Here is a 24,341-nt window from a genome sequence, read left to right on the forward strand (position 1 = left end):
CGACGGTCGCGTCGACGCCCTCGTCGGCGACGACGAGGTTGGACCCGCCGGAGAACACCCCGAGGGGCTCCCCCGCGTCGTCGACGAGGCGCACCGCGTCGACGAGCTCGTCGACGGTGTCGGCGACGACGAACCGGGACGCGGGACCACCGACCCTCATCGTCGTGTGGGCCGAGAGCAGCGGGGACGGCGCCTCGCCGGAGGCGCCGTCGCTCATCGACCCGCCTCCGCGGAGTCGCTTCCCTCCACCGCGACGACGGCGACGGCCCTGCCGAGGACCTTGACGTCGTCGTGGGTGACCTCGATGCCGAGCGTGACCTCCCCGGCCTCCGCGTCGACCCTCGTCACCGTGGCGACGACCTCGATGTCGGCGCCACCGTCGTCCGACACGACGACCGGGTGGGTGAACCTGCACGACCAGGACCGAACATGCTGCGGCCCGCCCGCCCAGTGCGAGGCGACCTCGCCCGCGGCGCCCATCGTGAACATGCCGTGCGCGATGACGTCGGGAAGACCGACGGAACGGGCGAACCGCTCGTCCCAGTGGATGCGGTTGCGGTCACCCGAGGCCGCGGCGTACTCGACGAGCCGCGCCCGGTCGACATGGACGGTGCGACGGCCGACGACGTCGCCGGCGGCGACCTCCGACAGCACGGGACGACGCGACGTGGCGGCGTTCATGAGCCCTCCCCCCGGACGACGACGCTGGACCGTACGGTGCAGACGGCCTCGCCCTTCGTGTCGGTGATCTCGACGCGGGTCGTCGCGAGACCGTGACCTCCCGCCTCGCGCACGCGGTCGACGTGGAGCTCGCCGACGAGTTCGGTGCCCGCGACGATCGGACGGTGGTGGACGAACGACTCCTCACCGTGGACGAGACGGTCGAAGTCGACCCCGGCCTCCGGGTCGGCGATGTAGGCCGCCTCGCACCGCTGCGCGACGACGACGGCGAACGTCGGCGGCGCGACGACGTCGGCGAACCCCGCCGCGCGTGCAGCCTCGACATCGTGGTGGACGGGGTCGGTGGCACCCACGGCGGCGGCGAAGGCCCGCACGTGTTCGCGACCGACCGAGAACGGTTCGCCGGGCGGATAACGACGGCCCTCGTAAGCGGTGTTGACAGCCATGGGCGCACCCTAATGCAGCGCGCCGACGACACTCCCCGCGACACCCCCTGCCCTCCCGATGTCGAGACGCGGAGTCGAGACGCGATGACGACGCAGGCGGGTGGTGCCGACGATCGGCGCCCGGGGCCGCGATCCTCGCCCACGGCGTCGGGCGACGAACGGGCCCGGCCGAGGGATCGCCGTGGGCAGGAGCACTACCGGCGGAGGAGTCTCCCCGGGACCGGGCCGCGGCACGGGTGGTGCAACCCCTGCACGACGACGGCCACCCCCGGATGGGGAGCGGCCGTCGTCGAACTGATCAGCGAGAAGTCAGCGCGTTTCCTTGTGCGCCGTGTGCTTGCCGCACTTCGGGCAGTACTTCGACAGCTCGATGCGGTCGGGGTCGTTGCGCCGGTTCTTCTTGGTGATGTAGTTGCGGTCCTTGCAGTCCGCGCACGCCAGGGTGATCTTGGGGCGGACGTCGGTGCTCTTGCTGGCCACGTGACTACCTGTCTTTCGCGATCGGGAAGGATGCGGGAGTTCAACACGGAGACATCTCGGATGATTCCCTGCATGACGTTCCCGCCGAGCGGGAGAGGTCACGCGAGTAGCGAGGGCGGGACTCGAACCCGCGACACCACGATTATGAGTCGTGTGCTCTAACCACCTGAGCTACCCCGCCAGGAGTGCGACGACCGATCTGATCCGCCCTGGGACGGTCGGCCGTGTCGTTCGCGACCTGAGCCCCGATAGGGAATCGAACCCTAGACCTTCTCCTTACCATGGAGACGCTCTGCCGACTGAGCTATCGGGGCACCGAAGCGCATGAGATCGGAAGAACCGAGATCATGACATCCTCGACGGCATCGACACGATTGCTCGTGTCGGCGCCTGAACGACGATACACGCTCGGGGCGCCCGAGACGAAATCGCCTCCTCAGCGAGTCACGCCGGACACCCTTGCCGGCCCGTCGACCTGCGGCTCTCCCCCGTCGTCGAGGCCGCGGGCGACGAGCGCGTCGCCCATCCGTTCGGCGTGCCGGACGGTCCGGACGACGAACGGGACGAGCAACGCCCGGGGACTGCGCTCGAGCCCGCGGGCCCGCCGGGCCTCCCCGCACTCGGTGAGGGTGCGCGCGACGACGGGGATCGACCGGATCGTCAGGGCCATCGCGAGCCCGACACGGTCGGCGTCGACGCCGACGCGCTCGAGCGGACGCAGGAACGCGACGATCGCGTCCATCATGTCGGCCACCCGGGTCGTCACCGTGACGAGACCCGCGGCGACGACGGCGACGACGAGGCCGCCCACGACGACGACCGCCTGCTCCCATCCGCTCGTCCACACCTGGACGGGGGTGAGGAGGAGGACCACCCAGCGCATCGGCTTCGCGAGGTCGACGACGGTCCTCATGCCCAGCCCGGCGGCGAGGGTGATCGCCACGAGGAGCCCCGCGACGACGGCGAGCGCGGTGGCCGAGGGCACGACGACGACCGCCGTCGTCACGACGAGAAGGCCGAAGAGCTTGACGCCGGGCCGGGCCCGATGGAGGAAGGAGCTGCCCTCGACGTAGGAGGAGGTCAGCATCGCGGTCCGGTTCCGTCCGTCCGGCCCGGCCCGGACGTGCCTCCGTCGGGGTGGCGAACGGCCGACGCCCCGCCTCCCCCACCCTCGGTGGTCTCCCCGTCCATGAGCCGACGGTAGAAGTCGATCGACTCGACCCCGGGACCGTCGGCGACGACACGGCCCTCGTCGACGACGACGACCCGCTCCCACGACGCGAAGAGCTCGAGCTGGTGAGAGACGAGGACGAGCTGCTGGTCGAGGGCCTCGAGGTGCCGCATCACCGTCCGCGTGTGCCGGCGGTCGAGCATCGTCGTCGGTTCGTCGGCGACGAGGATCGCCGGCTCGACGGCCGTCACCGACGCGAGCGCGAGGAGCTGCTTCTGCCCGCTGCTCAGCAGGTGGGCGGGATGGTCGCGGTGGTCGGCGAGGCCGAACCGGGCGAGAGCCGCGTCGATGCGGGCGTCGACCGCCTCCCGCGTGAGCCGGCGCCGACGCAGGGAGAACGCGATGTCCTCGCTCACCGTCGGCATGACGATCTGCGCCTCCGGGTCGGGGAACACGAACGCGACCCGTCGACGCACCTCCCGCCCGTGCCTCGAGACGTCGAGGCCGTCGACGAGGACCTGCCCCGACGCCGGCTCGACGAGACCGTTGATCATGCGGGCGAGGGTCGACTTGCCCGACCCGTTCGCCCCGATGATCCCCGTACGGGGCCCGTCCAGGACGAGGTCGATCCCGCGGAGCACCTCGCGGTCCCCGTAGGAGTGGTGGACGCCGCGGAACTCGATCATCGGCGGCGTCCTCCGTCCGCGGGAGCCACGTCGCCCCGACGCGGACGCGACGTCACCGGCGACGCCCGGCCCAGGTCGACGGAAGCAGGGTGGGCAGCGCGCGGTGGACGGACGCGGCGACGACCGTCGCGACGACGGCCTTGACGAGGTCACCGGGGAGGAACACGACGTCGGCCGCGATCGCGGCGGGCAGGCTCAGGCCACCGCGCCACATCATCCCGGGGACGCCGCAGAGGTGGACGACGCCGATGCCGCCGACGAGGACGGCGAGCGCGATACGGGCGGTGGTGAGACGGCCGGCGGCGCGGTCGACGAGCGCGCCGGCGCACATCGCTCCGAGGGGGTAGCCGACGATGAACCCGACCGTCGGGCCGGGCAGCGCCGGGAGCAACGGACGCCCGCCGGCGAGCACCGGGAGACCCGCCGCGCCGAGCGCGAGGAAGAGGAGCAGGGCGAGACCGCCGCGCTTCCACCCCAGGAGCGCACCCGCGAGCATGACACCCATCGACTGCAGCGTGATCGGCACCGCCTGGCCGAACGGGTACAGGGCGCCGGGGACGCCGAGGACGGCGATGAGCGCCGCCATCGCGGCGACGAGGGCCAGATCCCGCGCCCCCACGCGGGGCGTCCCGGGCTCGCGCGTGGACTTCCGTGTCGTACTCGCTGCGGACGACATGCATGACCTCCTGGTCGGGGGAGAACGGACGGCACGTGGGCCGGATGCCCGGACCCGTGCAGGACTCGTGCGTGGCCCGCGTGGGAGCGGGCGACGGTGCCACGGACATCGGGTCGGCGCGGAGCGCCGATGCCCCATCGCGGAGCGGCGCACGGACCCGGTCCCGGCGTGATGCCCGTCCCACTGTCGGGACGAAAGGCTGTGGCCCACGTCCCCGCCATGATGCACTCTGCACGGCGGCCCCACTGCGACGCCCCCGACAGGCGGACACCCGAGCCCGCCCGATCCACCCGGCACCGCCGTGAGCGGCCGCCTCCGACCGTACGAAGGAGCACTGCCCCCGTGATCATCGGCATTCCGAGAGAACGACACCCCGGGGAGACCCGGGTCGCCGCCACACCCGACACCGTCGGCAAGATGCGCAAGCTCGGCTACGACGTCGTCGTGGAGACGGGCGCAGGAGAGTTCGCGAAGATCGCCGACGAGTCGTTCGCCGAGGCCGGTGCCCGCATCGGGGCGGCCGACGACGCCTGGAGCGCCGACGTCGTGTTCGCCGTCAACGCGCCCTCCGACGAGGAGATCGCCGCCCTCCGCGACGGCGCCCTGCTCTGCGCGATGATCGGCCCCGCGTTCCACCCGGAGCTCCTCGAGAAGCTCTCGACGCGACGCATCACCGTCCTCGCGATGGACGCCGTCCCCCGCATCTCCCGCGCGCAGGCCCTCGACGTCCTGTCCTCCATGGCGAACATCTCGGGCTATCGGGCCGTCATCGAGGCGGCGAACGAGTTCGGCCGGTTCTTCACCGGCCAGGTCACCGCCGCCGGCAAGGTCCCGCCCGCGAAGGTCCTCGTCATCGGCGCCGGCGTCGCCGGCCTCGCCGCGATCGGCGCGGCCGGCAGCCTCGGCGCGATCGTCCGCGCGACCGACCCCCGCCCGGAGGTCGCCGAGCAGGTGCGCTCGATGGGCGCCCAGTTCCTCGATGTCGAGGCCACGAAGGTCGTCTCCACCGACGGCTACGCCCGCGAGACCGGCGAGGACTACAACCGAAAGGCCGCCGAGCTCTACACCGCGCAGGCGCCCGAGGTCGACATCATCGTCACGACCGCCCTCATCCCGGGGCGCCCCGCCCCGCGGCTCATCACCGCCGACATGATGCGGCTCATGAAGCCCGGCACGGTCATCGTCGACATGGCCGCCGCCAACGGCGGCAACGTCGAGGGCTCCCGCCCCGGCGAGCGCGTCGTGTTCGAGCAAGGCGTCATCATCCTCGGGTACACCGACCTCGCCGGTCGGCTCCCCACCCAGGCGAGCCAGCTCTACGGGACCAACCTCGTCAACCTCCTCAAGCTCCTCACCCCGGGCAAGGACGGTCAGTACGTCCTCGACCTCGACGACGTCGTCCAGCGCGGCATGACCGTCGTCCGCGACGGCGAGATCCTCTGGCCGCCGCCCCCCGTCAAGGTGTCGGCGGCACCCGCCGACACGAGCCCCGCGGCGGCGCCGACCGGGTCCGACGCCGCCGGGGCCGAGGCGACGGACCGCCCCGTCGAGAGGCCGATGTCGGGCGGGGTCAAGGCGGCCCTCGCGGCCGTCTCCGCGCTGGCCTTCCTCGGCCTCGCGGCGATCTCCCCCGAGCCGTTCCTCGACCACTTCATGGTCTTCATGCTCAGCTGCGTCATCGGCTACTACGTCATCGGCAACGTGCACCACGCGCTGCACACGCCGCTCATGTCGGTGACCAACGCGATCAGCGGCATCATCATCGTCGGCGCGCTCCTCCAGATCGGACACGTCGGGCACCCGTTCATCTCGGTGCTCGCGTTCCTCGGCATCCTCGTCGCCAGCATCAACGTGTTCGGAGGGTTCACCCTCACGGCCCGGATGCTCGACATGTTCAAGAAGGGCGACGCCTGATGCTCCAGCTCACACTCCTCCAGGGCACCTACATCATCGCGGGGCTGCTCTTCATCCTCAGCCTCGCCGGACTCTCCACCCACGAGACCGCCCGCCGCGGCAACCGCTACGGCGTCGCAGGCATGACGATCGCCCTCGTCGTGACGATCGCCGCCGCCGTCCTCGGCGTCCGCTCCGCCACCGTCGGCGACGACCGCCCCGGCTCCGGCCTCCTCGGGCTCGGACTCATCCTCGCCGCCATGGCGATCGGCGCGGTCATCGGCATCTGGCGGGCCCGCAAGGTCCCGATGACCGGCATGCCGGAACTCATCGCACTGCTCCACAGCTTCGTCGGCCTCGCCGCCGTCCTCGTCGGGTGGAACTCCTCCTACGAGCACCCCCTCCGGTACGCAGGCGTCCACGACGTCGAGGTGTTCGTCGGGGTCTTCATCGGTGCGGTCACCCTCACCGGGTCGATCGTCGCGTTCCTCAAGCTGTCGGGCCGCATGAAGTCGGCGCCGACGATGCTGCCGCACCACAATGCCGTCAACCTCGCCATCCTCCTCGCGTTCGTCGTGATGACCGTGGTCTACGTGCTCGTCCCACACGAGGAGATGTTCCTCCGGCAGCTCCTCCTCGGGCTCCTCACCCTCGCGGCGTTGTTCCTCGGTTTCCACCTCGTCTCGGCCATCGGCGGCGGCGACATGCCCGTCGTCGTCTCGATGCTCAACAGCTACTCCGGCTGGGCGGCCGCGGCCGCGGGCTTCCTGCTCGACAACGATCTGCTCATCATCACCGGCGCCCTCGTCGGCTCCTCCGGTGCGTACCTCAGCTACATCATGTGCAAGGGCATGAACCGGTCGTTCGTCAACGTCATCGCGGGCGGGTTCGGCTCCGACGGGGCCGTCACCTCCGGCGAGACCGAACACGGGAACCACCACGAGACCACCGTCACGGAGGTCGCCGAGCTTCTCAAGGAGTCGAAGTCCGTCATCATCACGCCCGGGTACGGCATGGCCGTCGCCCAGGCGCAGTACCCCGTCGCCGAGCTCACCGCGCGGCTGCGGGAGCGGGGCGTCGACGTCCGGTTCGGCATCCACCCCGTCGCCGGTCGTCTGCCCGGGCACATGAACGTGCTCCTCGCCGAGGCCAAGGTGCCCTACGACATCGTCCTCGAGATGGACGAGATCAACGACGACTTCCCCTCCACCGACGTCGTCCTCGTCATCGGCGCGAACGACACGGTCAACCCCGCCGCGCAGGACGACCCCGGCTCCCCCATCGCGGGCATGCCCGTGCTCGAGGTGTGGAAGGCCGAGCGCGTCATCGTCTTCAAGCGGTCGATGAGCACCGGCTACGCCGGTGTGCAGAACCCGCTCTTCTTCAAGGACAACACCGAGATGCTGTTCGGCGACGCGAAGGATCGCGTCGACGACATCCTCCGGGAGTTCTGAGCGGGGCTCGCACCCCCTCGCCCGAGAACGCCGGGATCCGCCACGAGGCGGGTCCCGGCGTTCTCGCGTGACGCGGCGGTCAGGCGGTGACGGTGGGGACGAGGCGTCCCGCGAGATGGCGCAGCGCGAATTCGTACCCGTCCGCCCCGCACCCGGCGATGACGGCGACGGCGACGTCGGCGAGGTAGGACCGGTGCCGGAAGTCCTCGCGGGCGTGGACGTTGGAGAGGTGGACCTCGACGAAGGGGAGGTCCGTCGCGAGGAGCGCGTCGCGGATCGCGACGGAGGTGTGCGTGTAGGCGGCCGCGTTGACGACGAACGCCGACGCCCGCTCCCGCCACTCCTGCACCCGGTCGACGAGGGCTCCCTCGTGGTTGGTCTGGGCGCACTCGACGACGAGCCCGAGCTCCTGCCCGACGCGCACGCAGCGCGCCTCGATGTCGGCGAGGGTCGTGCGGCCGTAGATCTCCGGCTGCCGGGTGCCGAGCAGGTTGAGGTTCGGGCCGTTGAGGACCCCCACGAGCGGCCGTGTCGTCGTCATGCGGTCAAGTCTGGCATCGGCGACGTCGAGGGGGTCGACGGGCCGGGAGCACACCGGGCGTCGCGTTCCTCGAGGCGGCGGGGGCGACGTGGCCCGGTCGTGGGGTGTCGTAGTGGCAGGGAGCCCCCCGTCACTCCTCGAGCGCGACGCGGTGCAGCTCGGGGAGGAACGCGGCGGCGACGGCGGCGATCGCAAAGGCCACCCCGAACACGGCGAACACGAGTCCCTGACCGCCCGCCTGGACGAGTCGGTCGGCGACGATCGGCGCGAGGATCGAGGCGATGCGCCCGAACGCGGCGGCCGCACCGGCCCCCGTGCTCCGGATACGGGTCGGGTAGATCTCCGGGGAGACCGCATAGAGCGCGCCCCACGCCCCGAGGTTGAAGAACGAGAGCAGGCAACCGGCGGTGATGAGCCAGCCGACCCCCTGGACGCCGGGGACGGCGCCCGAGCCGACGACACCGAACAGGGCTGCCGCACCGGCCGAGCCGACCAGGAAGGACGCGAGGGTGGGACGACGTCCCCACACCTCGATGAGCCAGGCCGACAGGGCGTAGCCGGGGATCTGCGCGAGCGTGATGACGAGGGTGTACTCGAACGACTTGACGAGGCCGTACCCCTGGCCTGCGATGAACGTCGGCAGCCAGATGAACGCACCGTAGTACGAGAGGTTGACCATGAACCACACGACCCACAGCGCGGCGGTGCGGCGGCGGTACTCGGCCGTCCAGAGGCCGGCGCGGCTCTTCGTGCGCGGCGTGGCGGCGGGCTCGGTGCGGCCGGCGGGGCCGTCCGTCGGCAGGGGCTCCTCGTGCGTGATGCCCGCGGGCGCCTCGAAGGTGCGCACCGCCCGCTCGGCCTCCGCGTGGCGTCCCTTGCCCTCGAGGAAACGGACCGACTCCGGCAGCCCCCACCGGACGACGACGGCGTAGATCGTGGGCACGACGCCGACGGCGAGCGCCCACCGCCATCCGTCGGGGCTCGAGGGGACGACGAGGTACCCGACGAGGGCCGCGAGGATCCACCCCACCGCCCAGAACGACTCGAGGGCGACGACCATCCGGCCGCGGACCGCCACCGGGGAGTACTCGCTCACCAGCGTCGAGGCGACGGGGAGCTCGGCGCCGAGGCCGAGGCCGACGAGGAACCGCAGCGCCATGAGGACGGCGACGGACCCCGCGAGCGCCGAGGCGCCGGTGGCGAGCCCGTAGACGAGGAGCGTGAGGGCGAAGACCTGGCGGCGACCGATGCGGTCGGCGAGCAGGCCACCCACGCCCGCGCCGATCGCCATGCCGACGAACCCGATCGAGGCGATGCCCGACAGGGTCCCCGAATCGAGGTGCCACTGCGTGGCGAGCGCGACCATGACGAACGAGATGAGCCCGACGTCCATCGCGTCGAGCGCCCACCCGACACCGGCGCCGACGAGCAGCCGCCCGTGCGCCCGGTTGAACGACAACGCGTCCAGCCGGTCGGTGCGGCTCACCGCTCCCCCGCCGACCTGTTCGGCACTGCTCGTCATCACGCCCTCCTCGTCCGGGGGCGCGGAGGCGCCGCCCTTGGCCTGCGGGCGGTCGCATCCGCCCGCAGGAGGATGGCACACCGGCGGCGTGCGCGCTCTCAGACCGCGTCGATGGGGCGGTAGGTCGGCTGCCACATGAGGTCGAAGACCTCCTGGACGGGGTTCTCGACCGTGACGCGCGCCACGCCGTCCTCCTCGGCCGCGGCGCAGACGGCCATCGCGACCGAGCCGGAGACGGCGCGAAGGACGTCGACGGGCGGCAGGAGGCTCGACCCGAGTCCACCGCCGCTGCCGATCCGACCGACGGCCTCGGCGGCCGCCGCGATCATGTGATCGGTGACCCTCGTCGGGCGACACACCGTGACGGCGAGCCCGATGCCCGGGAAGACGAGCGCGTTGTTCGCCTGCGCGATCTCGTACGTGACATCGCCGTACTCGACGGGTTCGAACGGGGAGCCCGTCGCGAGGAGCGCCTTGCCGTCGGTCCAGTCGAGGAGGTCCTCGGGCAGCGCCTCGGCCTTCGACGTGGGGTTCGAGAGCGGGAAGACGATCGGCCGTTCGGTGTGCCGCGCCATCTCCTGCACGACGTCCTTCGTGAACGCCCCAGCCTGCGCCGACGTGCCGATGAGGACCGTCGGCTGCGCGTGGCGCACGACGTCGGCGAGGCCGATGTGGGCGGGATCCTGGACCTTCCAGTCCGCGAGTTCCTTCTTCGTCCGCGCGAACGGCCGCTGGAAGTCGCGCACGTGGTCGCCGAGGTGCTCGCTGATGAGGCCCCTGCTGCCGAGGCACCAGAACCGCGCGTTCGCCTCCTCCGGGGAGAGGCCGGCGCGGACCATCTCGTCGCGCATGAGTTCCACGATGCCGATGCCCGCGGTGCCCGCCCCGTGGACGACGACGCGCTGCTCCTCGATGGGCGTGTGCGTCGTGCGGCACGCCGAGAGCGCCGCTGCGAGGACGACCGCCGCGGTGCCCTGTATGTCGTCGTTGAACGTGCAGCAGCGCTCACGGTACGTCGAGAGGATGCGGTGCGCGTTGCCGGCGCCGAAGTCCTCCCAGTGGATCATCGCGTGGGGGTACAGCTTCGTCGTCACCTCGACGAACTTCTCGACGAACGCGTCGTACCGCTCCCCTCGCACGCGGGCGTGCCGCGCGCCGATGTAGAGGTCGTCGTTGAGGAGCCCGAGGTTGTCGGTACCGACGTCGAGGACGACGGGGATCGCCCGCCGCGGGTGGATGCCGGCCGCCGCCGTGTAGACGGCGAGCTTGCCGGAGGCGATCATCACGCCGCCGACACCCTGGTCGCCGATTCCGAGGATGCCCTCGGCGTCCGTGACGACGACGAGGTCGACGTCGTCGGAGCCGAGCCCGTAGTTGCGGTAGGACTCCTCGATCGCGTCCGGCTCGTCGATGGAGAGGAACACTCCCGAGGGGCGCATGTACCAGTGGCTGAACCGTTCGATCGCCTCGCCGATCGTCGGCGTGTAGACGATGGGGAGCATCTCCTCGAGGTTCTCCGAGAGGAGCCGGTAGAACAGTGTCTCGTTGCGGTCGCGCAGGGCGGAGAGGAAGAGGTTCTTCGCGAGTGGATCGGGCTGGGAGCGGAACTGCTCATACACCCGCCGCATCTGCCCGTCGATGTCGACGACACCGCTCGGCTGGAGACCGACGAGACCGAGCTCGCGGCGCTCCTCCTGGGTGAACGCCGTGCCGCGGTTGACGATCGCGTGCTTGAGCACGTCCCCCGACCTCGCCCACACCCGCTGCCGCGGGGGCCTCGGCCCCGACGGGTTGCGGTAGCCCTTCTCGCGCGCGGCCTTCGCCTCGTCGACCCCGGAGTCTCGCGTCTTCGCCATGCCTCCAGCCTACGGACGCCCACCCGACGGCGGGGCGTGGCCCGCGTCCGGGCACGCGTCGCGGGCGCCGGCATCGGGCACGCCCCCCGGTTCGCGCTCCGGGCTCGAGCTCGGAACAGGGACCCGGACGGCGGGCATCGCGTCGCAGGCACGGGTCACGGTCTCGTGGTGCGCCGTGCCGTGTCGGCGGATCCTGTGCGCACGGCAGGCGACCCGCCCCGTGAGCACCTACGGTCGGGTCATGACCGCCCCCCTGAAGCCCCGCCCCGGACTCGCTGCGCGTGCCGCCACCGCGGCGACGGCCGTCGTCTCCGCCCCGATGTTCCCCGCCTTCGCCGCGCTCGGTCGACGTCGTGGAGCGCGGCCCCTCCACCCGCGTGGGGTCCTCTCCGAGGCGACGCTCCACGTCGAGGACGACGGATCCTCCGGCGTCCCCGTGCTCGACACCCCGGGCGAGCACCCCTGCGTCGTCCGTGTCTCCCGCGGTGTCGGTCGACCCACCGGGCGCCTCGACATCCCCGGCCTCGCGATCAGGTTCCCCGGGGCGGGCCCGGAGGGCCGGGACGCGGACCTGCTCCTCGCCGCGACGGGCCTCGGGCCCGTGTCACGGCACTTCCTCGCCCTCCGGCATCGCGCGGACGACGGGCCGGTGACGACGTTGTGGCCCTGTCTCACGGCGGCCGGCCCGACGATGATCGCCGCGCATCCGCTCGGCCCGGTCGACGAGGCCGATCCCCGCGGCGCCCGGTACGCCCTCGGCTGGGCGCGCTCCCGCGGGGAGTGGCACCGCGTCGGCGTCCTCACGCTCGGCGAGCCGCGGCCCGACGACCTTCGCTTCGACAGCGTCGAGCATCCCCTCTGCGGCACCCGCCAGTACCCCTGGGTCGAGGCCGCGCGTCTGCCCGCCTACGCCGGCGCACGCGCCGGAGGACCGACCGGCCCGTCGACGCCGCGCTGACGGGCCCGAGGTCGGCCGGCGGATCCCCCGCCTGCGGGGCCGACCCGACGGGCCCGCCCCAACGGACGAGGGCGCGACTCAGGCCTCGTCCTCCCGCGCCGCCCACGCCACCTGCGCGAACTGCGGGGTCTCCTTGGCGAGGAACGCCCGCACACCCTCCCGGAACCCGGGGCTGCCGTACACGCTCTCGAGGAGGGCGTCGTCGGCCGCCCGCGCCTGCGGATCGGTGAGCAGCGGCGAGGCGGTGATGGAGCCGAGCTGCGTCTTCGTCGCCTGCAGCGTGAGCGGCGCGGCCCGGAGGAGGCCGTCGATCGTCGAGCCGACCTCGGCGTCAAGTCCCTCCCGCGTCGGCGTCACCGCGAGGAGCGCCCCCACCGCGTAGGCGCGTTCGGCGTCGACGAGGCGGGAGGTGAGGAGCATCTGCCGCGCCATCGACTCGCCGAACACGTGGACGCACCGCTCGAGCAGCGGCCGCGACAGGGCGTTGCCGAGCGTCCGCGCGATGGGGTACCCGAACCGCGAGTGCACCGTCGCCACCCGCAGGTCGCAGCACGTCGCCACGGCGAGCCCGCCGCCGACGCACAACCCGTCGATCTTCGCGATGGTCACCTGCGGCAACCGGGAGAGCGCCGTGAGGAGGGCCTGCACCCGCGCCTCGTACGCGACGGCCTCCGCGCCCGTCGTCATCGCCGCGAACTCCCCGATGTCGTTGCCCGCCGCGAACGCACCTCCCGCGCCCTGGAGGACGAGGACCCGCACCACGGGATCCTCCCGGATCTCCTCGGCGAGAGCCCGCAGCCCCTCGTACATCGGCGTCGTGAACGCGTTGCGGCGGTGGGGGCGGTCGAAGGTGACCGTGACGACGGCACCGTCCCGCTCGACGACGAGGTCCTCCGTGGGCATCGTGCTTCCTTCCGGTCAGGAGCCGCGGGGGGCCCCGGAACGCGCCTCCACCCGTGGGGCGGGACGCGTCTCGGCGCCGGGTTCGGCGGTGAACGTGGCGGCGGGGACGGCCCCGTCGCCCGCGAGGGTGACATGAGCGTCCTCGACGTGAGGGTAGGCGAGGCGCCACCGTACGGCGGTACCCGGAAGCACCCACGTGAGCGCGGTCACGGGCGCGACCACCAGCGTCTCCGTCTCGGTGGTCGCCCCACGCGCGCGTCCCGGCGCGCCCGAACCGACCCTCGGGGTGAGGGACCACGGGGGCAACGCGGTCGTCGAGGTGTTCGCGACGTCCATCTCGACGACGTCGACGAGGACCCCTTCCGCAGGGGCCGCCACCGTGCGCGGCGGACCGACGCTCACCGTCACCCCGTCGGACGAGGCGACCCGCGTGCCGAACGGATGCACCGGCGGAGTCGTGGTCGCCGTGGAACCCGGGGACGCGACCACCGTTGCGGTCGAGGGCGGCGGGGTCCCGAGCGCGGGCGCGGAGACGGCCCCCGCGACGGCGACGACGACGGTCGACAGGGCGACAAGGGTGGGCGCGAGGACACGGGGAGAGGTCATGTCCGGACGCTAGGAGCCGCCCTCCTCCTCGTGGTTCAGCCTGCGGGCGGGGCTGTGGACGACGGGTCGGCCGCATCACCGTCCGCTGCACCGTCCGCGGCGTTGATGGCGTCCGCGAGCAGGCGCGGCGCGTCGACCATCGCCGGGCCGTACCAGGTGAGGTGACGCCCGCTCACGAGGGCGCAGGGCAGCGGCGCGAACGCCTCCGGTCCGTCGTCGGCGGTGAACCGGTAGGGCTCGTCGGGCAGGACGACGAGGTCGACGTCGCCCACGATGCGCGTGAGGTCGACGCGGGGATACCGCTCGTCGGCGTCCGCGAGGACGTTGTCGACCCCGAGGCGCGCGAGGACGTCGCCCGCATAGGTGTCCCGCCCCAGCGCCATCCACGGTCGACGCCAGATCGGCACGAGGGCGGTGCGCCGCTCGGCTCGAGGCACCTCGGGGATCGCGGACCAGGCCGCCGCGGCGTCGTCGAGCCAGCCCCGCTCCGGCGCGTCGAGGACGTCGAGGAGACGCGCGAGCGAGGCGAGCGCCTGTTCGACGGTGCGGATGTCGGTGACCCACACGTCCATCCCCGCGGCGCGGAGGTCGGCGACGTGTTCGGGCTTGTTCTCCTCCTCGTTCGCGACGACGAGATCCGGCGCCGCGGCGAGGATCCCGTCGACGTCGGGATTCTTCGTCCCGCCGAACCGCGGCACGTCGAGGCCCGCCGGATGCGTGCACCACTCCGTCGCCCCGACGAGCACGTCCGACGCACTCGCGGCGATCGCCTCGGTGAGCGAGGGGACGAGACTCACCACCCGCCGCGGCCGGTGGGAGGACGTCATCGGATGACCCAGGTCGTCTCTCACGCCTCCATCCTGCCCCGCACCCCGCGCCCGACGGGTGCGGAGGGGCGGGTCGCAGGCGTCGGTCGCCGGGGCGGCCTCGAGGTCGCGGCGGCCACCGAGGGCGGAGGCGCCCAGGAGCCGGGAGCGACGACGAGGCCGATGGGGGAGATCGCGCGGGCGACGGAGACGGCGTCGAGAAACCGCCGGGCACGACGAAGGCCCCGGATCGAGGATCCGGGGCCTTCGTTCGGCGTGGCAGGTCAAGGATTCGAACCTTGGTAGCTTTCGCGACGGATTTACAGTCCGCTCCCATTGGCCGCTCGGGCAACCTGCCGTGGTGCGTGTCCCAAGATAACAACATCGCCCCCGGTGGCGTCCAATCGCTTCTCCGTCCGTGAGTGACGAACGCGTCCTGCTCCACGACCGGGGGACTCCCCGGCGCCCCGGCCGGGCACAATGGCGCTGGACCGCCCGGTGCCCTCCGCGCCCGGGCGCACGACCCGCCCCCACCCTCAGGAGGTCCGCATGGCCGACAGTTCGTTCGACATCGTGAGCAAGGTCGACCACCAGGAGGTCGCCAACGCCGTCAACCAGGCCGAGAAGGAGATCTCGCAGCGGTACGACTTCAAGGGCGTCGATGCCTCCGTCGAGCTCTCCGGCGACTCGATCGTCATGAAGGCGAACAGCGAGGAGCGGTGCCTCGCCGTCCTCGACGTGCTGCAGACGAAGCTCGTCAAGCGCGGCGTCTCCCTCAAGTCCCTCGACACCGGCGACGGCACACCCAAGGCCTCCGGCAAGATCTACCGGCTCGACGCCGCCCTCAAGGACGGCATCAGCCAGGAGAACGCCAAGAAGGTCTCCAAGCTCATCCGCGACGAGTTCGGCAAGACCGTCAAGCCCGTCATCCAGGGCGACGAACTCCGCGTGAGCAGCAAGAGCCGCGACGACCTCCAGGCCGTCCAGCGGATGCTCAAGGAGGCCGACCTCGACTTCGCGGTGCAGTTCACGAACTACCGCTGACCCCGAGCGGCGCCGGCGACGCCCGCCCCCACGGGCGGGCCCGGCCGCCTCACCGCGACGGTGGGGACGTGCCGCGGCCCGCTCGTGGCGTGCCGGACCCGTTCGTCCCGACGTGCATCCCGCCGCACGTGCTGCCCGGCCCCGGGCGTCCGGGGCGTGCACCAGGGGACCGGAGGGACGCAGGGCCGCGCCGAGATGCAGGGAGGCGAGGTCTAGCCTGTGCCGGTGCCGACCGCCGCGTTCGACGTCGTCCTGCCCGTCATCATCGTCGCGGGCGTCGGTGTCGTCCTCGGCCGCCGGCTGCCCATCGACATCGCCACCCTCAACAAGGTCGGGCTCTACGGGCTCACACCGGCGCTCGCGTTCGACTCGCTCATGCGCACCGAACTCGCCGGTGGGGTGGGGACCCGCCTCGTCGTCGCCTACCTCGTCATGACGGTGATCGCCGCGACGGCGGCATGGCTCCTCACGGCGAGGCTCGCCCCGGCCTCCCGTCGCGCGGTCGCGGCCAGCACCGTCCTCGGCAACAACGGCAACTTGGGGCTCCCCATCGCCCTCCTCGCGCTCGGCCGGGCGGGCCTCGACATGGCCGTCGTCATCTTCGTCGCGTCCCTCGTCGTCATGTACACGGTCGGCCCGCTCCTCTTCGGCGCGGAGGGCGGCCTTCGCGCCGGGCTGCTCACGATCCTCCGGCTCCCCGTCGTGTGGGCCCTCGCCCTCGCCGGGCTGCTCCGTGCCGTGCACCTGCACCTGCCGGGCGGAGTGGAGAGCGGCATCCACCTCCTCTCCCAGGCGGCGATCCCCATCGTCCTCGTCCAGCTCGGCGTCCAGATCGGACGCAGCGGGCGCATCGCCGCCACCGCGCCCGTCGTCGTCGCCGTCGCCCTGCGGGCCGTGCTCGTGCCCGCCGTCGCCGTCGGCGTCGGACTCGCCCTCGGGCTCGACGGGTCGCCGCTCGCGAGCCTCGTCCTCGCCGCGACGATGCCCATCGCCGTCAACACCCTCATGCTCGCCCGCGAGTACGGCGGCGACACCGACACCGTCGCGAGCGCGGTGGTCGCCTCCACGCTGCTGTCCATCCCGATCCTCACCGGCCTCGTCGCCCTCCTCCCCCACCTCACCGCCTGAGCCACGTCGGGGCGCCCGACGTCCGTTCACCGACGCCGAACGACCGGTCATCGGACGGGAGCTCACGTCACCCCCGCGGGCACACTCCGACTGTTAGAACGCGTCCATGACGACTGCGCACGAGACGTACAAGGCGGCCCGCGACTTCCTCCTCGACCACCGGGAGGACTACGACGCGGCCTGCGCCGGGTTCGAATGGCCCCGCATCCAGGGACGCTTCAACTGGGCCACCGACTGGTTCGACGTCATCGCCCGCGGCAACGACAAGCCCGCGCTGTGGATCGTCGAGGAGGACGGCCGCGAGGACAGGTACTCCTTCGACGACATGGCGACGCGCTCGGACAAACTCGCCGCGTGGTTCGTCGAGCAGGGGATCGGCAAGGGCGACCCCGTCCTCGTCATGCTCGACAACCAGGTCGAACTGTGGGACTCGATGCTCGCCCTCATGAAGATCGGCGCGGTCATCGCCCCGACGACGACGGCGCTCGGTGCCGCCGACCTCAAGGAGCGCATCACGCGCGCGGGCGCCAAGGGCATCATCTGCAACGCCGACGAGGCCGGAAAGCTCTACTGGGCGCAGGGCGAGAACCCCGAGGTGCCGGGGGTCCACCTGTTCTCCGTCGGTGAGGCCGACGGCTGGCAGAACGTCCGCGACGCCCAGGAGCGCGGGTCCGCCCCCGCGTGGGAGACGCAGACCGAGGCGGCCGACCCGCTCCTCCTCTACTTCACCTCCGGCACGACCTCCAAGCCCAAGCTCGTCATGCACACGCAGGTGAGTTACCCCGTCGGCCACCTCGCGACCATGTACTGGATCGGTCAGAAGCCGGGCGACATCCACCTCACGATCGCCTCCCCCGGCTGGGCCAAGCACGCGTTGAGCTGCTTCTTCGCCCCGTGGATCGCCGAGGCGTGCATCTTCGAGTACAACTACACGCGCTTCGACGCCGCCGCCCTCCTCGCGCAGATGGACCGCGCGGGCGTGACGACGTTCTGCGCGCCGCCCACCGTGTGGCGCATGCTCATCCAGGCCGACCTCTCGGGCAAGAAGGGGTCGCTCCGCGAGGTCATCGGCGCCGGCGAGCCCCTCAACCCCGAGGTCATCGACCAGGTCGAGAAGCACTGGGGCCTCACGATCCGCGACGGGTTCGGCCAGACCGAGACCACCGTGCAGATCGGCAACACCCCCGGTCAGCCCGTCATCCCCGGCTCGATGGGCCGCCCGCTCCCCGGCGTGCCGAGCGTCCTCGTGGACCCCGTCACCGGCGAACCCACCGAGACCGAGGGCGAGCTCTGCCTCGACCTCTCCAAGAACCCCGTCAACCTCATGGCCGGCTACCAGGGCGACCCGGAGCGCGCCGCCGAGTCGATGGCCGGCGGGTACTACCACACGGGCGACATCGCGATGCGGGACGAGCGCGGCGCCATCACGTTCGTCGGGCGCACCGACGACGTCTTCAAGGCGAGCGACTACAAGGTGAGCCCCTTCGAGCTCGAGTCCGTCCTCATCGAGCACCCCGCCGTGGCCGAGGCCGCCGTCGTGCCCGCCCCCGACCCCGTGCGTCTCGCCGTGCCCAAGGCGTACGTCGTCCTCGCGAACGGGTGGGAGCCGAACGAGGACACGGCGTTCGCGATCCTCAAGCACTGCCGCGAGGGCCTCGCCCCGTTCCAGCGCATCCGTCGCCTCGAGTTCGGTGAGCTGCCCAAGACGATCAGCGGCAAGATCCGCCGCGTCGAACTCCGCCAGCGCGAGGGCCAGATCGCCGGCGGAGAGGGCCGTCCCGAGGGCGAGTTCCGCGACACCGACTTCCCCTCGCTCAAGGGAAACTGACGCCCGTCGACCACCGACGCCCGACACGCGGCCGCCGCCCGTCCTGCACAGGACCGGCGGCGGCCGTGCCCGTCGGGCCCTCGTTCCACGTACGACCGCCGCGACGGCCATGACGACGATCGCGGTTCCGGGGCCGCGGCGGCTGCGTCGACGGCAACGGGCCGGGGCGACGGCCACCGGCCCAGCGACGGTCACCGAACGCGGACGGCGGATGCCCCTCGGTGACGACCGACTCCGAGGCCGCTCCGCCCCTGCCCCACAATGGCCCGGTGGGGAGAACACGCGCCTGGGTCGTCCTGTCCGTCGGTGTCCTCGCCTACGCCTCGGCCGTGCTCCAGCGCACGACGTTCGGCGTGGCGGGGGTCGAGGCGGCCGGGCGGTTCGACGCGCCCGCCGGGATCGTCGGCCTGTTCGTCGTGCTGCAGCTCGTCGTGTACGCGGGGCTCCAGGTGCCGGTCGGGGTGCTCCTCGACCGGTACGGCACCCGCGCGCTCGTCGTCACCGGGGCGCTCGTCATGGCGGCCGGGCAGGTGACGATGGGCCTCGCCGAGTCGGTGCCCGGGGGCGTGCTCGCCCGGGTCCTCGTCGGGGTCGGCGACGCGATGACGTTCGGGAGCGTCATCCGCCTCGTCCCGTCGTGGTTCCCGCCCTCGCAGGTACCGCTCCTCACCCAGCTCACCGGGCTCCTCGGTCAGAGCGGTCAGATCGCCTCCGCCCTCGGCTTCGCGTACACGCTCCGCACGGCCGGATGGACGCCCGCGTTCCTCGGAGTCGCCGCCGTCTCCGGGGTCGCCGCGGTGCTCGCCCTCGCGTTCGTCCGCAACTCCCCGCCCGGTCTCGTGCCCGTCGACGAGCACACCGACCCCGCCCGGCTCCGTGACGAGATCGCGGCGACGTGGCGCACCCCCGGCACCCGTCTCGGGCTGTGGACCCACTACGCGACGTGCTTCTCCCCCATGGTGTTCGCGATGATGTGGGGCTTCCCCTACCTCGTCAACGGCGAGGACGTCGACCCGGCCGCGGCGAGCGCCCTCTTCACGCTCTACGTCGTCGCGTCGCTGCCGTGCGGTCCGCTGCTCGGGATCCTCACGCGGCGCTACCCGCTGCGACGGAGCAACCTCGTGTTCACGGTCGTCGCGGCGAACCTGCTCCCCTGGGTGGCCCTCCTCTGCTGGCCCGGACGCGCACCGATGTGGCTCCTTGTCGTCCTCGCCCTCGGCCTCGCGACGGGCGGGCCGGGCTCGGCGATCGGGTTCGACTTCGCCCGCACCTCCAACCCCTCCCACCGGCTCGGCACGGCGAACGGCATCGTCATCATGGGCGGTTTCACCGGCGCACTCGTCTCGATCCTCGTCGTCGGGGTGACGATCGACGTCCTCACCCGCCTGGGCACGTCGCCGCTCCTCACCTACCGGCTCGCGATGGCCACCCAGGTGCCGCTCTTCCTCCTCGGCGTGTGGGGCGTGCTCGCCTCGCGGCGCGCCACCCGCGTGCACCACGGCATCGTCCTCGACCCCGTCCACCGCGCGGCCCGGCGTCGCTGGGCGGCCCGGCAGTCCGGGGGACGGCCGTGACGACGGAGACGCGTACCGTCGTCGGGCGCCCCCTCGTCGGCCGCCCCGCCGACCTCCCCGACGGGCGGGGGCGCAGCGCGATCGCGAAGGAGCCGGTGCACGGCCGACGGCGACTCGTCACGACGGGGTTCGTCGGTGACGAGCAGGCCGACCCCCGCCACCACGGCGGACCGGACAAGGCCGTCCACCATTACGCGTTCGACCACTACCCGCACTGGCGGGAGTGGGCACCGGACGCGACGTGCCTCGCCGCACCGGGGGCGTTCGGGGAGAACGTCTCGACGACCGGCCTCACCGAGGCCGACGTCCACCTCGGGGACACGTTCCGCCTCGGCACGGCCGTCGTGCAGGTGAGCCAGGGACGTTCCCCATGCTGGAAACTCGACGTCCGCCTCGGCCGCCGCAGCACCGCACGCCACATGCAGGAGGAGAGGATCACCGGGTGGTACCACCGGGTCCTCGAACAGGGGGACGTCGCCGAGGGCGACGACCTCGTCCTCCTCGATCGGCCCGAGCCCGACTGGCCCCTCACCCGCCTCCACGACGTGATGTTCGACCGCACCGGCGGACCCGAGGCGTGGGCCGCCGCCGCAGCGCTCCCCACCCTCGCCGACGGCTGGCGCCACACACTCCGCGCCCGCCTGGACCACGCCCGGATCGAGGACTGGAATCGTCGGTTCGGGAACTGAACGGCCCGCCGCCGCGCAGGCACCCATGCCGTCACCGGGCGCCTTCTCCGTGCCGTCCCGGCGCCTCTCCACAGGACGACCTGCCGGGATCACCGGACCGGGGACCCCGAACTGCGGCAGGATGACGCCATGACCTCGACGCCACGACGCCGCATCGCCGTCGTCGGCACCGGTGGCACCATCGCCGGATCCGCCGCCGCCGCCGACGGCCGTCACTACGACGCGGGCGTGCTGCCCGTCGGTGCGCTCACCGACGCCGTGCCGGGGCTCACCGACGTCGCCGAGATCGCCACGAGCTCGGTGTTCTCCGTCGACTCGGTCGAGATGGACCTCGGACGCCGGATGACGCTGGCGCGCCACCTCGCCACGATGATCGCAGGCAGGGACGCGGAGGTCGGTGAGGTCGACGGCGTCGTCGTCACCCACGGCACCGACACGATGGAGGAGACGGCCCACCTCCTCCAGCTCGTCCTCGACACCGACGTGCCCGTCGTCGTCACCGGCGCGATGCGCCCCGCGGACGACCCCGGCGCCGACGGCCCGGCCAACCTCCTCGACGCCGTGCGCGTCGCCGCCGATCCGGCCGCCCGTGGGCTCGGCGTCCTCGTCGTCTTCGGCGGCCAGGTCCACGGTGGGCGCGACGTCGTCAAGCGGGCCGCGAGCACCCTCGACGCGTTCGCCTCGCTCCACGGGCCCGTCGGCGAGGTCGTCGCCGGTCGCCTCCACGTCCACGTCACCTCACGTCGCGCGCGGGGCGCCTTCCCCGTCGCGGAACTCCCCGAGACCCTCCCCCGCGTCGAGATCGTCGCGACCCACCCCGAGCAGGCCCCCGAGATCGGCCGTGCCGTGCTCGCCACGAAACCCGCGGGCCTCGTCCACGCCGGCCCCGGCGGCGGCAACGTGTGCTCACCCGGCATCGACCTCCTCGACGAGGCCCGCGCGGCCGGCGCCGTCGTCGTCCGCGCCTCCCGCACGGGCGTCGGGGTCGTCGGCCGCGGCGACGCCGTCGACGACGACGCCCACGACTGGGTGGCCGGCGGCGACCTCCCGCCCGGGAAGGCCCGCGACCTCCTCGCCCTGGCGCTCACGCGGACCACCGAGACCGCCGAGATCCAGCGAATCTTCGACATCCACTGACCGAGCGGACGGGCCCGACCCCGACGAAGGAGAACCCGATGACCACCGACCCCGGACACGTCCTCGTCGCCTGCGACAAGTTCAAGGGATCACTCACGGCCCACGAGGTCGTCGAGCATCTCGAGGCGGGCCTGCGGGACGGTGCACCGGGGGTCGGTGTGCGGTCGGTCATCATCGCCGACGGCGGTGACGGCACCCTCGACGCCGCCGAGGTCGCCGGGTTCGAGCCCGTGCCCGTCCAGTGCAGCGGCCCGACCGGCGAGCCCGTCGAGACCCGCTACGCGCGCCGCGGTGACGAGGCCGTCGTCGAGATGGCCGACGCGTGCGGGCTCGTCCGCCTCCCCGGTGGGGAACGACGCGCCCTCGACGCCTCGAGCGCCGGTCTCGGAGAGGTCGTCGCCGCGGCCCTCGACGCCGGGGTCCGCAACCTCGTCATCGGCATCGGTGGCAGCGCAAGCACCGACGGCGGCGCTGGCATGCTCACCGCGCTCGGAGCCCGGTTCCTCGACTCCGACGGGGTCGAACTGCCCCCGGGCGGCGGCGCGCTCACGAGGCTGTCCTCCGTCGACCTCGACGGGCTCCACCCCGCTCTCGCCGACACCCGCATCACCGTCGCCTGCGACGTCGACAACCCCCTCCTCGGCGAGCGCGGCGCCGCGGCGATCTTCGGCCCGCAGAAGGGCGCCTCCCCCGAGCACGTCGTCCACCTGGACGCCGGACTCGCCCGACTCTCCTCGCTCGTCGAGGCACAGACCGGGCGGCACGCCGCCGACCTCCCCCGCGCCGGTGCCGCCGGGGGCGTCGGCTGGGCCACTCTCGCCGTGCTCGGCGCGACGATGCGCCCCGGCATCGAGATCGTCCTCGCCCTCAACGACTTCGACGAGATGGCGAAGGGGGCGCGTCTCGTCGTCACGGGAGAGGGGTCCCTCGACCTCCAGACCCTCCTCGGCAAGGCACCCGCCGGCGTCGCCCGGGCCGCGCACCGCGCCGGTGTACCCATCGTCGCCGTGTGCGGCCGCGCCCTCCTGTCCGAGGAGGAGGCCCGCGAGGCCGGGTTCGAGCGCCTCTACCGACTCACCGACCTCGAACCCGACGAGGCCGTCTGCATGGCCGAGGCCGGCCCCCTGCTCCGACGCCTCGCCGCCCACGTCGCGCGCGCCGAACTCGCCTGACCCGACGGCCCGCCCGCCCTACCCGCCACCCGAGCCACCCCCACGAGATCACCTCGGCCCTCCCCCGAGAGGGGCAGGACCGAGGTGACGTGGACGCGTGGGTCAGCGCCGGGGGTCGATCGCCCCCGGACCACCGAGCGCCATCCGCTCGAGGCGGGCGATGCGCTGGCCCATCGGCGGGTGCGTCGCGAACAACGACGACACGTCGCCCGCCCGGAACGGGTTGGCGATCATGAGGTGCGAGGTGTTGACGACCTGCTGCTCGGGCGCGAGCGGCGCGGCCGCGACCCCGTACTGGAGCTTGTGGAGCGCCGACGCGAGCGCGAGCGGATCGCCGGTGAGGCGCGCGCCGTCCTCGTCGGCGTCGTACTCGCGGGTGCGGCTGATCGCCATCTGGACGACACCCGCCGCGAGCGGGGCGAGCAACGACATGAGGAACATCGCGATCGGGTTGGGGCGATCCTCGTCCGAGCCGCCGAACATGCCCGCGAACATGAGCATCTGCGCGGCGCTCGTGATCATCCCGGCGATCGCCGCCGCGACGGAGCTCGTGAGGATGTCGCGGTTGTACACGTGCATGAGCTCGTGCCCGAGCACACCCCGCAGTTCCCGCTCGTCGAGGAGGCCGAGGATCCCCTCGGTGCAGCACACGGCCGCATGCCGCGGGTTGCGGCCGGTGGCGAACGCGTTCGGCGCCTGCGTCGGCGAGACGTAGAGCCGCGGCATCGGCTGCCCGGCCCGCGTCGAGAGCTCCCGGACGATCGCGTACATCGCAGGCGCCTCCGCCTCGCTCACGGGCCGGGCCCGCATCGCGCGGATCGCGATCGTGTCGCTGTTCCAGTAGCCGTACGCCGTCGTCGCCAACCCGAGGAGGAGGAACACCCACAGGTACCGCCCGCCCGCGACCATGGAGCCCAGGGCGAGGAGCAGCCCGATGATCGCGCCGAAGAGCAGCGCGGTCTTGAGTCCGTTGTGATGCCGGTGCATGCCCTCCTCAACGCACGCTCGGGGGAGGACGTTCCCGGGACCGACGTACACCGTACGCCGGGAGGGGAACCCGCCGTCCAAGACACGCGTCCCGTCCGGCCCC

General features: G+C 72.6%; 23 protein-coding genes, 3 tRNA genes and 1 pseudogene. 10 read left to right on the forward strand and 17 right to left on the reverse strand.

Features of this window, described 5'->3' with window-relative positions:
• From MOPEL_RS05140 to MOPEL_RS05180, 9 genes and pseudogenes are all read right to left on the reverse strand, one after another.
• A pseudogene (locus MOPEL_RS05140) lies at positions 1 to 217 on the reverse strand (UDP-N-acetylmuramate dehydrogenase); the annotation flags it as partial.
• Entirely contained in the window at positions 214 to 681 is a 468-nt protein-coding gene (locus MOPEL_RS05145) for a MaoC/PaaZ C-terminal domain-containing protein (RefSeq protein WP_009481797.1), read from the reverse strand. The pseudogene MOPEL_RS05140 and the gene MOPEL_RS05145, both read right to left, overlap by 4 nt.
• A complete protein-coding gene (locus MOPEL_RS05150) occupies positions 678 to 1,127 on the reverse strand; it encodes an FAS1-like dehydratase domain-containing protein (RefSeq protein WP_009481798.1) in 450 nt (149 codons plus the stop codon). The genes MOPEL_RS05145 and MOPEL_RS05150 overlap by 4 nt, the downstream gene beginning before the upstream one ends.
• Before the next feature lie 309 nt (positions 1,128 to 1,436).
• The gene (rpmG, locus tag MOPEL_RS17580; protein ID WP_009481799.1) at positions 1,437 to 1,607 is read right to left on the reverse strand and encodes a 50S ribosomal protein L33; all 171 of its coding nucleotides are present in this window, start codon (positions 1,605 to 1,607) and stop codon (positions 1,437 to 1,439) included.
• Between the two features lie 107 nt (positions 1,608 to 1,714).
• Positions 1,715 to 1,788, reverse strand: a tRNA-Met gene (locus MOPEL_RS05160).
• 60 nt (positions 1,789 to 1,848) lie between these two features.
• Positions 1,849 to 1,921, reverse strand: a tRNA-Thr gene (locus tag MOPEL_RS05165).
• A gap of 122 nt (positions 1,922 to 2,043) precedes the next feature.
• Positions 2,044 to 2,694 carry an energy-coupling factor transporter transmembrane component T family protein gene (locus tag MOPEL_RS05170; RefSeq protein ID WP_009481800.1) on the reverse strand — a complete coding sequence of 217 codons (651 nt, stop codon included), beginning with the start codon at positions 2,692 to 2,694 and terminating at the stop codon, positions 2,044 to 2,046.
• Positions 2,688 to 3,464: an energy-coupling factor ABC transporter ATP-binding protein gene (locus MOPEL_RS05175; RefSeq protein ID WP_009481801.1), complete on the reverse strand. Its 777-nt coding sequence runs from the start codon at positions 3,462 to 3,464 to the stop codon at positions 2,688 to 2,690. The genes MOPEL_RS05170 and MOPEL_RS05175 overlap by 7 nt, the downstream gene beginning before the upstream one ends.
• Before the next feature lie 52 nt (positions 3,465 to 3,516).
• Complete coding sequence (locus MOPEL_RS05180) at positions 3,517 to 4,140, reverse strand: biotin transporter BioY (protein WP_009481802.1); 624 nt, start codon at positions 4,138 to 4,140, stop codon at positions 3,517 to 3,519.
• Between the two features lie 342 nt (positions 4,141 to 4,482).
• Here MOPEL_RS05180 and MOPEL_RS05185 point away from each other — a divergent pair, with 342 nt between their 5' ends.
• Both MOPEL_RS05185 and pntB read left to right on the forward strand, forming a co-directional pair.
• On the forward strand, positions 4,483 to 6,054 hold the full coding sequence (locus tag MOPEL_RS05185; RefSeq protein ID WP_009481803.1) for a Re/Si-specific NAD(P)(+) transhydrogenase subunit alpha: 1,572 nt from the start codon (positions 4,483 to 4,485) through the stop codon (positions 6,052 to 6,054).
• Complete coding sequence (gene pntB, locus MOPEL_RS05190) at positions 6,054 to 7,487, forward strand: Re/Si-specific NAD(P)(+) transhydrogenase subunit beta (RefSeq protein WP_009481804.1); 1,434 nt, start codon at positions 6,054 to 6,056, stop codon at positions 7,485 to 7,487. Before MOPEL_RS05185 ends, pntB begins: the two co-directional genes overlap by 1 nt.
• 79 nt (positions 7,488 to 7,566) lie before the next feature.
• Here pntB and aroQ read toward each other — a convergent pair whose 3' ends face one another.
• From aroQ to MOPEL_RS05205, 3 genes are all read right to left on the reverse strand, one after another.
• Positions 7,567 to 8,028 (reverse strand): type II 3-dehydroquinate dehydratase, encoded by a 462-nt coding sequence (aroQ, locus tag MOPEL_RS05195; protein WP_040633013.1) that lies wholly within the window; start codon positions 8,026 to 8,028, stop codon positions 7,567 to 7,569.
• Between the two features lie 130 nt (positions 8,029 to 8,158).
• Positions 8,159 to 9,550, reverse strand: coding sequence for an MFS transporter (locus tag MOPEL_RS05200; RefSeq protein WP_009481806.1), 1,392 nt, complete (start codon positions 9,548 to 9,550; stop codon positions 8,159 to 8,161).
• A gap of 98 nt (positions 9,551 to 9,648) precedes the next feature.
• Positions 9,649 to 11,406, reverse strand: coding sequence for an NAD-dependent malic enzyme (locus MOPEL_RS05205; protein ID WP_009481807.1), 1,758 nt, complete (start codon positions 11,404 to 11,406; stop codon positions 9,649 to 9,651).
• A 241-nt stretch (positions 11,407 to 11,647) separates the two neighbouring features.
• Here MOPEL_RS05205 and MOPEL_RS05210 point away from each other — a divergent pair, with 241 nt between their 5' ends.
• Positions 11,648 to 12,364 (forward strand): phosphodiesterase, encoded by a 717-nt coding sequence (locus MOPEL_RS05210; RefSeq protein ID WP_141631192.1) that lies wholly within the window; start codon positions 11,648 to 11,650, stop codon positions 12,362 to 12,364.
• 78 nt (positions 12,365 to 12,442) lie between these two features.
• Here the strand turns inward: MOPEL_RS05210 and MOPEL_RS05215 are convergent, their stop codons facing one another.
• From MOPEL_RS05215 to MOPEL_RS05230, 4 genes are all read right to left on the reverse strand, one after another.
• Positions 12,443 to 13,267, reverse strand: coding sequence for an enoyl-CoA hydratase (locus MOPEL_RS05215; RefSeq protein ID WP_009481809.1), 825 nt, complete (start codon positions 13,265 to 13,267; stop codon positions 12,443 to 12,445).
• A gap of 15 nt (positions 13,268 to 13,282) precedes the next feature.
• Positions 13,283 to 13,873 carry a hypothetical protein gene (locus MOPEL_RS05220; RefSeq protein WP_009481810.1) on the reverse strand — a complete coding sequence of 197 codons (591 nt, stop codon included), beginning with the start codon at positions 13,871 to 13,873 and terminating at the stop codon, positions 13,283 to 13,285.
• A gap of 35 nt (positions 13,874 to 13,908) precedes the next feature.
• On the reverse strand, positions 13,909 to 14,724 hold the full coding sequence (locus tag MOPEL_RS05225) for a helical backbone metal receptor (protein ID WP_009481811.1): 816 nt from the start codon (positions 14,722 to 14,724) through the stop codon (positions 13,909 to 13,911).
• A 232-nt stretch (positions 14,725 to 14,956) separates the two neighbouring features.
• Positions 14,957 to 15,037: transfer RNA gene (locus MOPEL_RS05230), tRNA-Tyr, on the reverse strand.
• Between the two features lie 191 nt (positions 15,038 to 15,228).
• Here MOPEL_RS05230 and MOPEL_RS05235 point away from each other — a divergent pair.
• From MOPEL_RS05235 to MOPEL_RS05265, 7 genes are all read left to right on the forward strand, one after another.
• Complete coding sequence (locus MOPEL_RS05235; RefSeq protein ID WP_009481812.1) at positions 15,229 to 15,723, forward strand: YajQ family cyclic di-GMP-binding protein; 495 nt, start codon at positions 15,229 to 15,231, stop codon at positions 15,721 to 15,723.
• A 225-nt stretch (positions 15,724 to 15,948) separates the two neighbouring features.
• Entirely contained in the window at positions 15,949 to 16,851 is a 903-nt protein-coding gene (locus tag MOPEL_RS05240) for an AEC family transporter (protein WP_141631193.1), read from the forward strand.
• A 106-nt stretch (positions 16,852 to 16,957) separates the two neighbouring features.
• The gene (locus MOPEL_RS05245; RefSeq protein WP_009481814.1) at positions 16,958 to 18,679 is read left to right on the forward strand and encodes an AMP-binding protein; all 1,722 of its coding nucleotides are present in this window, start codon (positions 16,958 to 16,960) and stop codon (positions 18,677 to 18,679) included.
• A gap of 269 nt (positions 18,680 to 18,948) precedes the next feature.
• Entirely contained in the window at positions 18,949 to 20,253 is a 1,305-nt protein-coding gene (locus MOPEL_RS05250; RefSeq protein WP_040633018.1) for an MFS transporter, read from the forward strand.
• Complete coding sequence (locus MOPEL_RS05255; protein ID WP_009481816.1) at positions 20,250 to 20,942, forward strand: MOSC domain-containing protein; 693 nt, start codon at positions 20,250 to 20,252, stop codon at positions 20,940 to 20,942. The genes MOPEL_RS05250 and MOPEL_RS05255 overlap by 4 nt, the downstream gene beginning before the upstream one ends.
• Positions 20,943 to 21,071: 129 nt before the next feature.
• Positions 21,072 to 22,079, forward strand: a complete 1,008-nt coding sequence (locus tag MOPEL_RS05260) for an asparaginase (protein WP_009481817.1) — start codon at positions 21,072 to 21,074, stop codon at positions 22,077 to 22,079.
• Between the two features lie 38 nt (positions 22,080 to 22,117).
• Positions 22,118 to 23,251 carry a glycerate kinase gene (locus MOPEL_RS05265; protein ID WP_009481818.1) on the forward strand — a complete coding sequence of 378 codons (1,134 nt, stop codon included), beginning with the start codon at positions 22,118 to 22,120 and terminating at the stop codon, positions 23,249 to 23,251.
• A 102-nt stretch (positions 23,252 to 23,353) separates the two neighbouring features.
• Here the strand turns inward: MOPEL_RS05265 and htpX are convergent, their stop codons facing one another.
• Positions 23,354 to 24,238 carry a zinc metalloprotease HtpX gene (gene htpX / locus MOPEL_RS05270; protein ID WP_009481819.1) on the reverse strand — a complete coding sequence of 295 codons (885 nt, stop codon included), beginning with the start codon at positions 24,236 to 24,238 and terminating at the stop codon, positions 23,354 to 23,356.
• Positions 24,239 to 24,341: the final 103 nt, after the last annotated feature.

The sequence above is a fragment of the Mobilicoccus pelagius NBRC 104925 genome (assembly GCF_000247995.1).
Classification (GTDB): Bacteria; Actinomycetota; Actinomycetes; order Actinomycetales; family Dermatophilaceae; genus Mobilicoccus; species Mobilicoccus pelagius.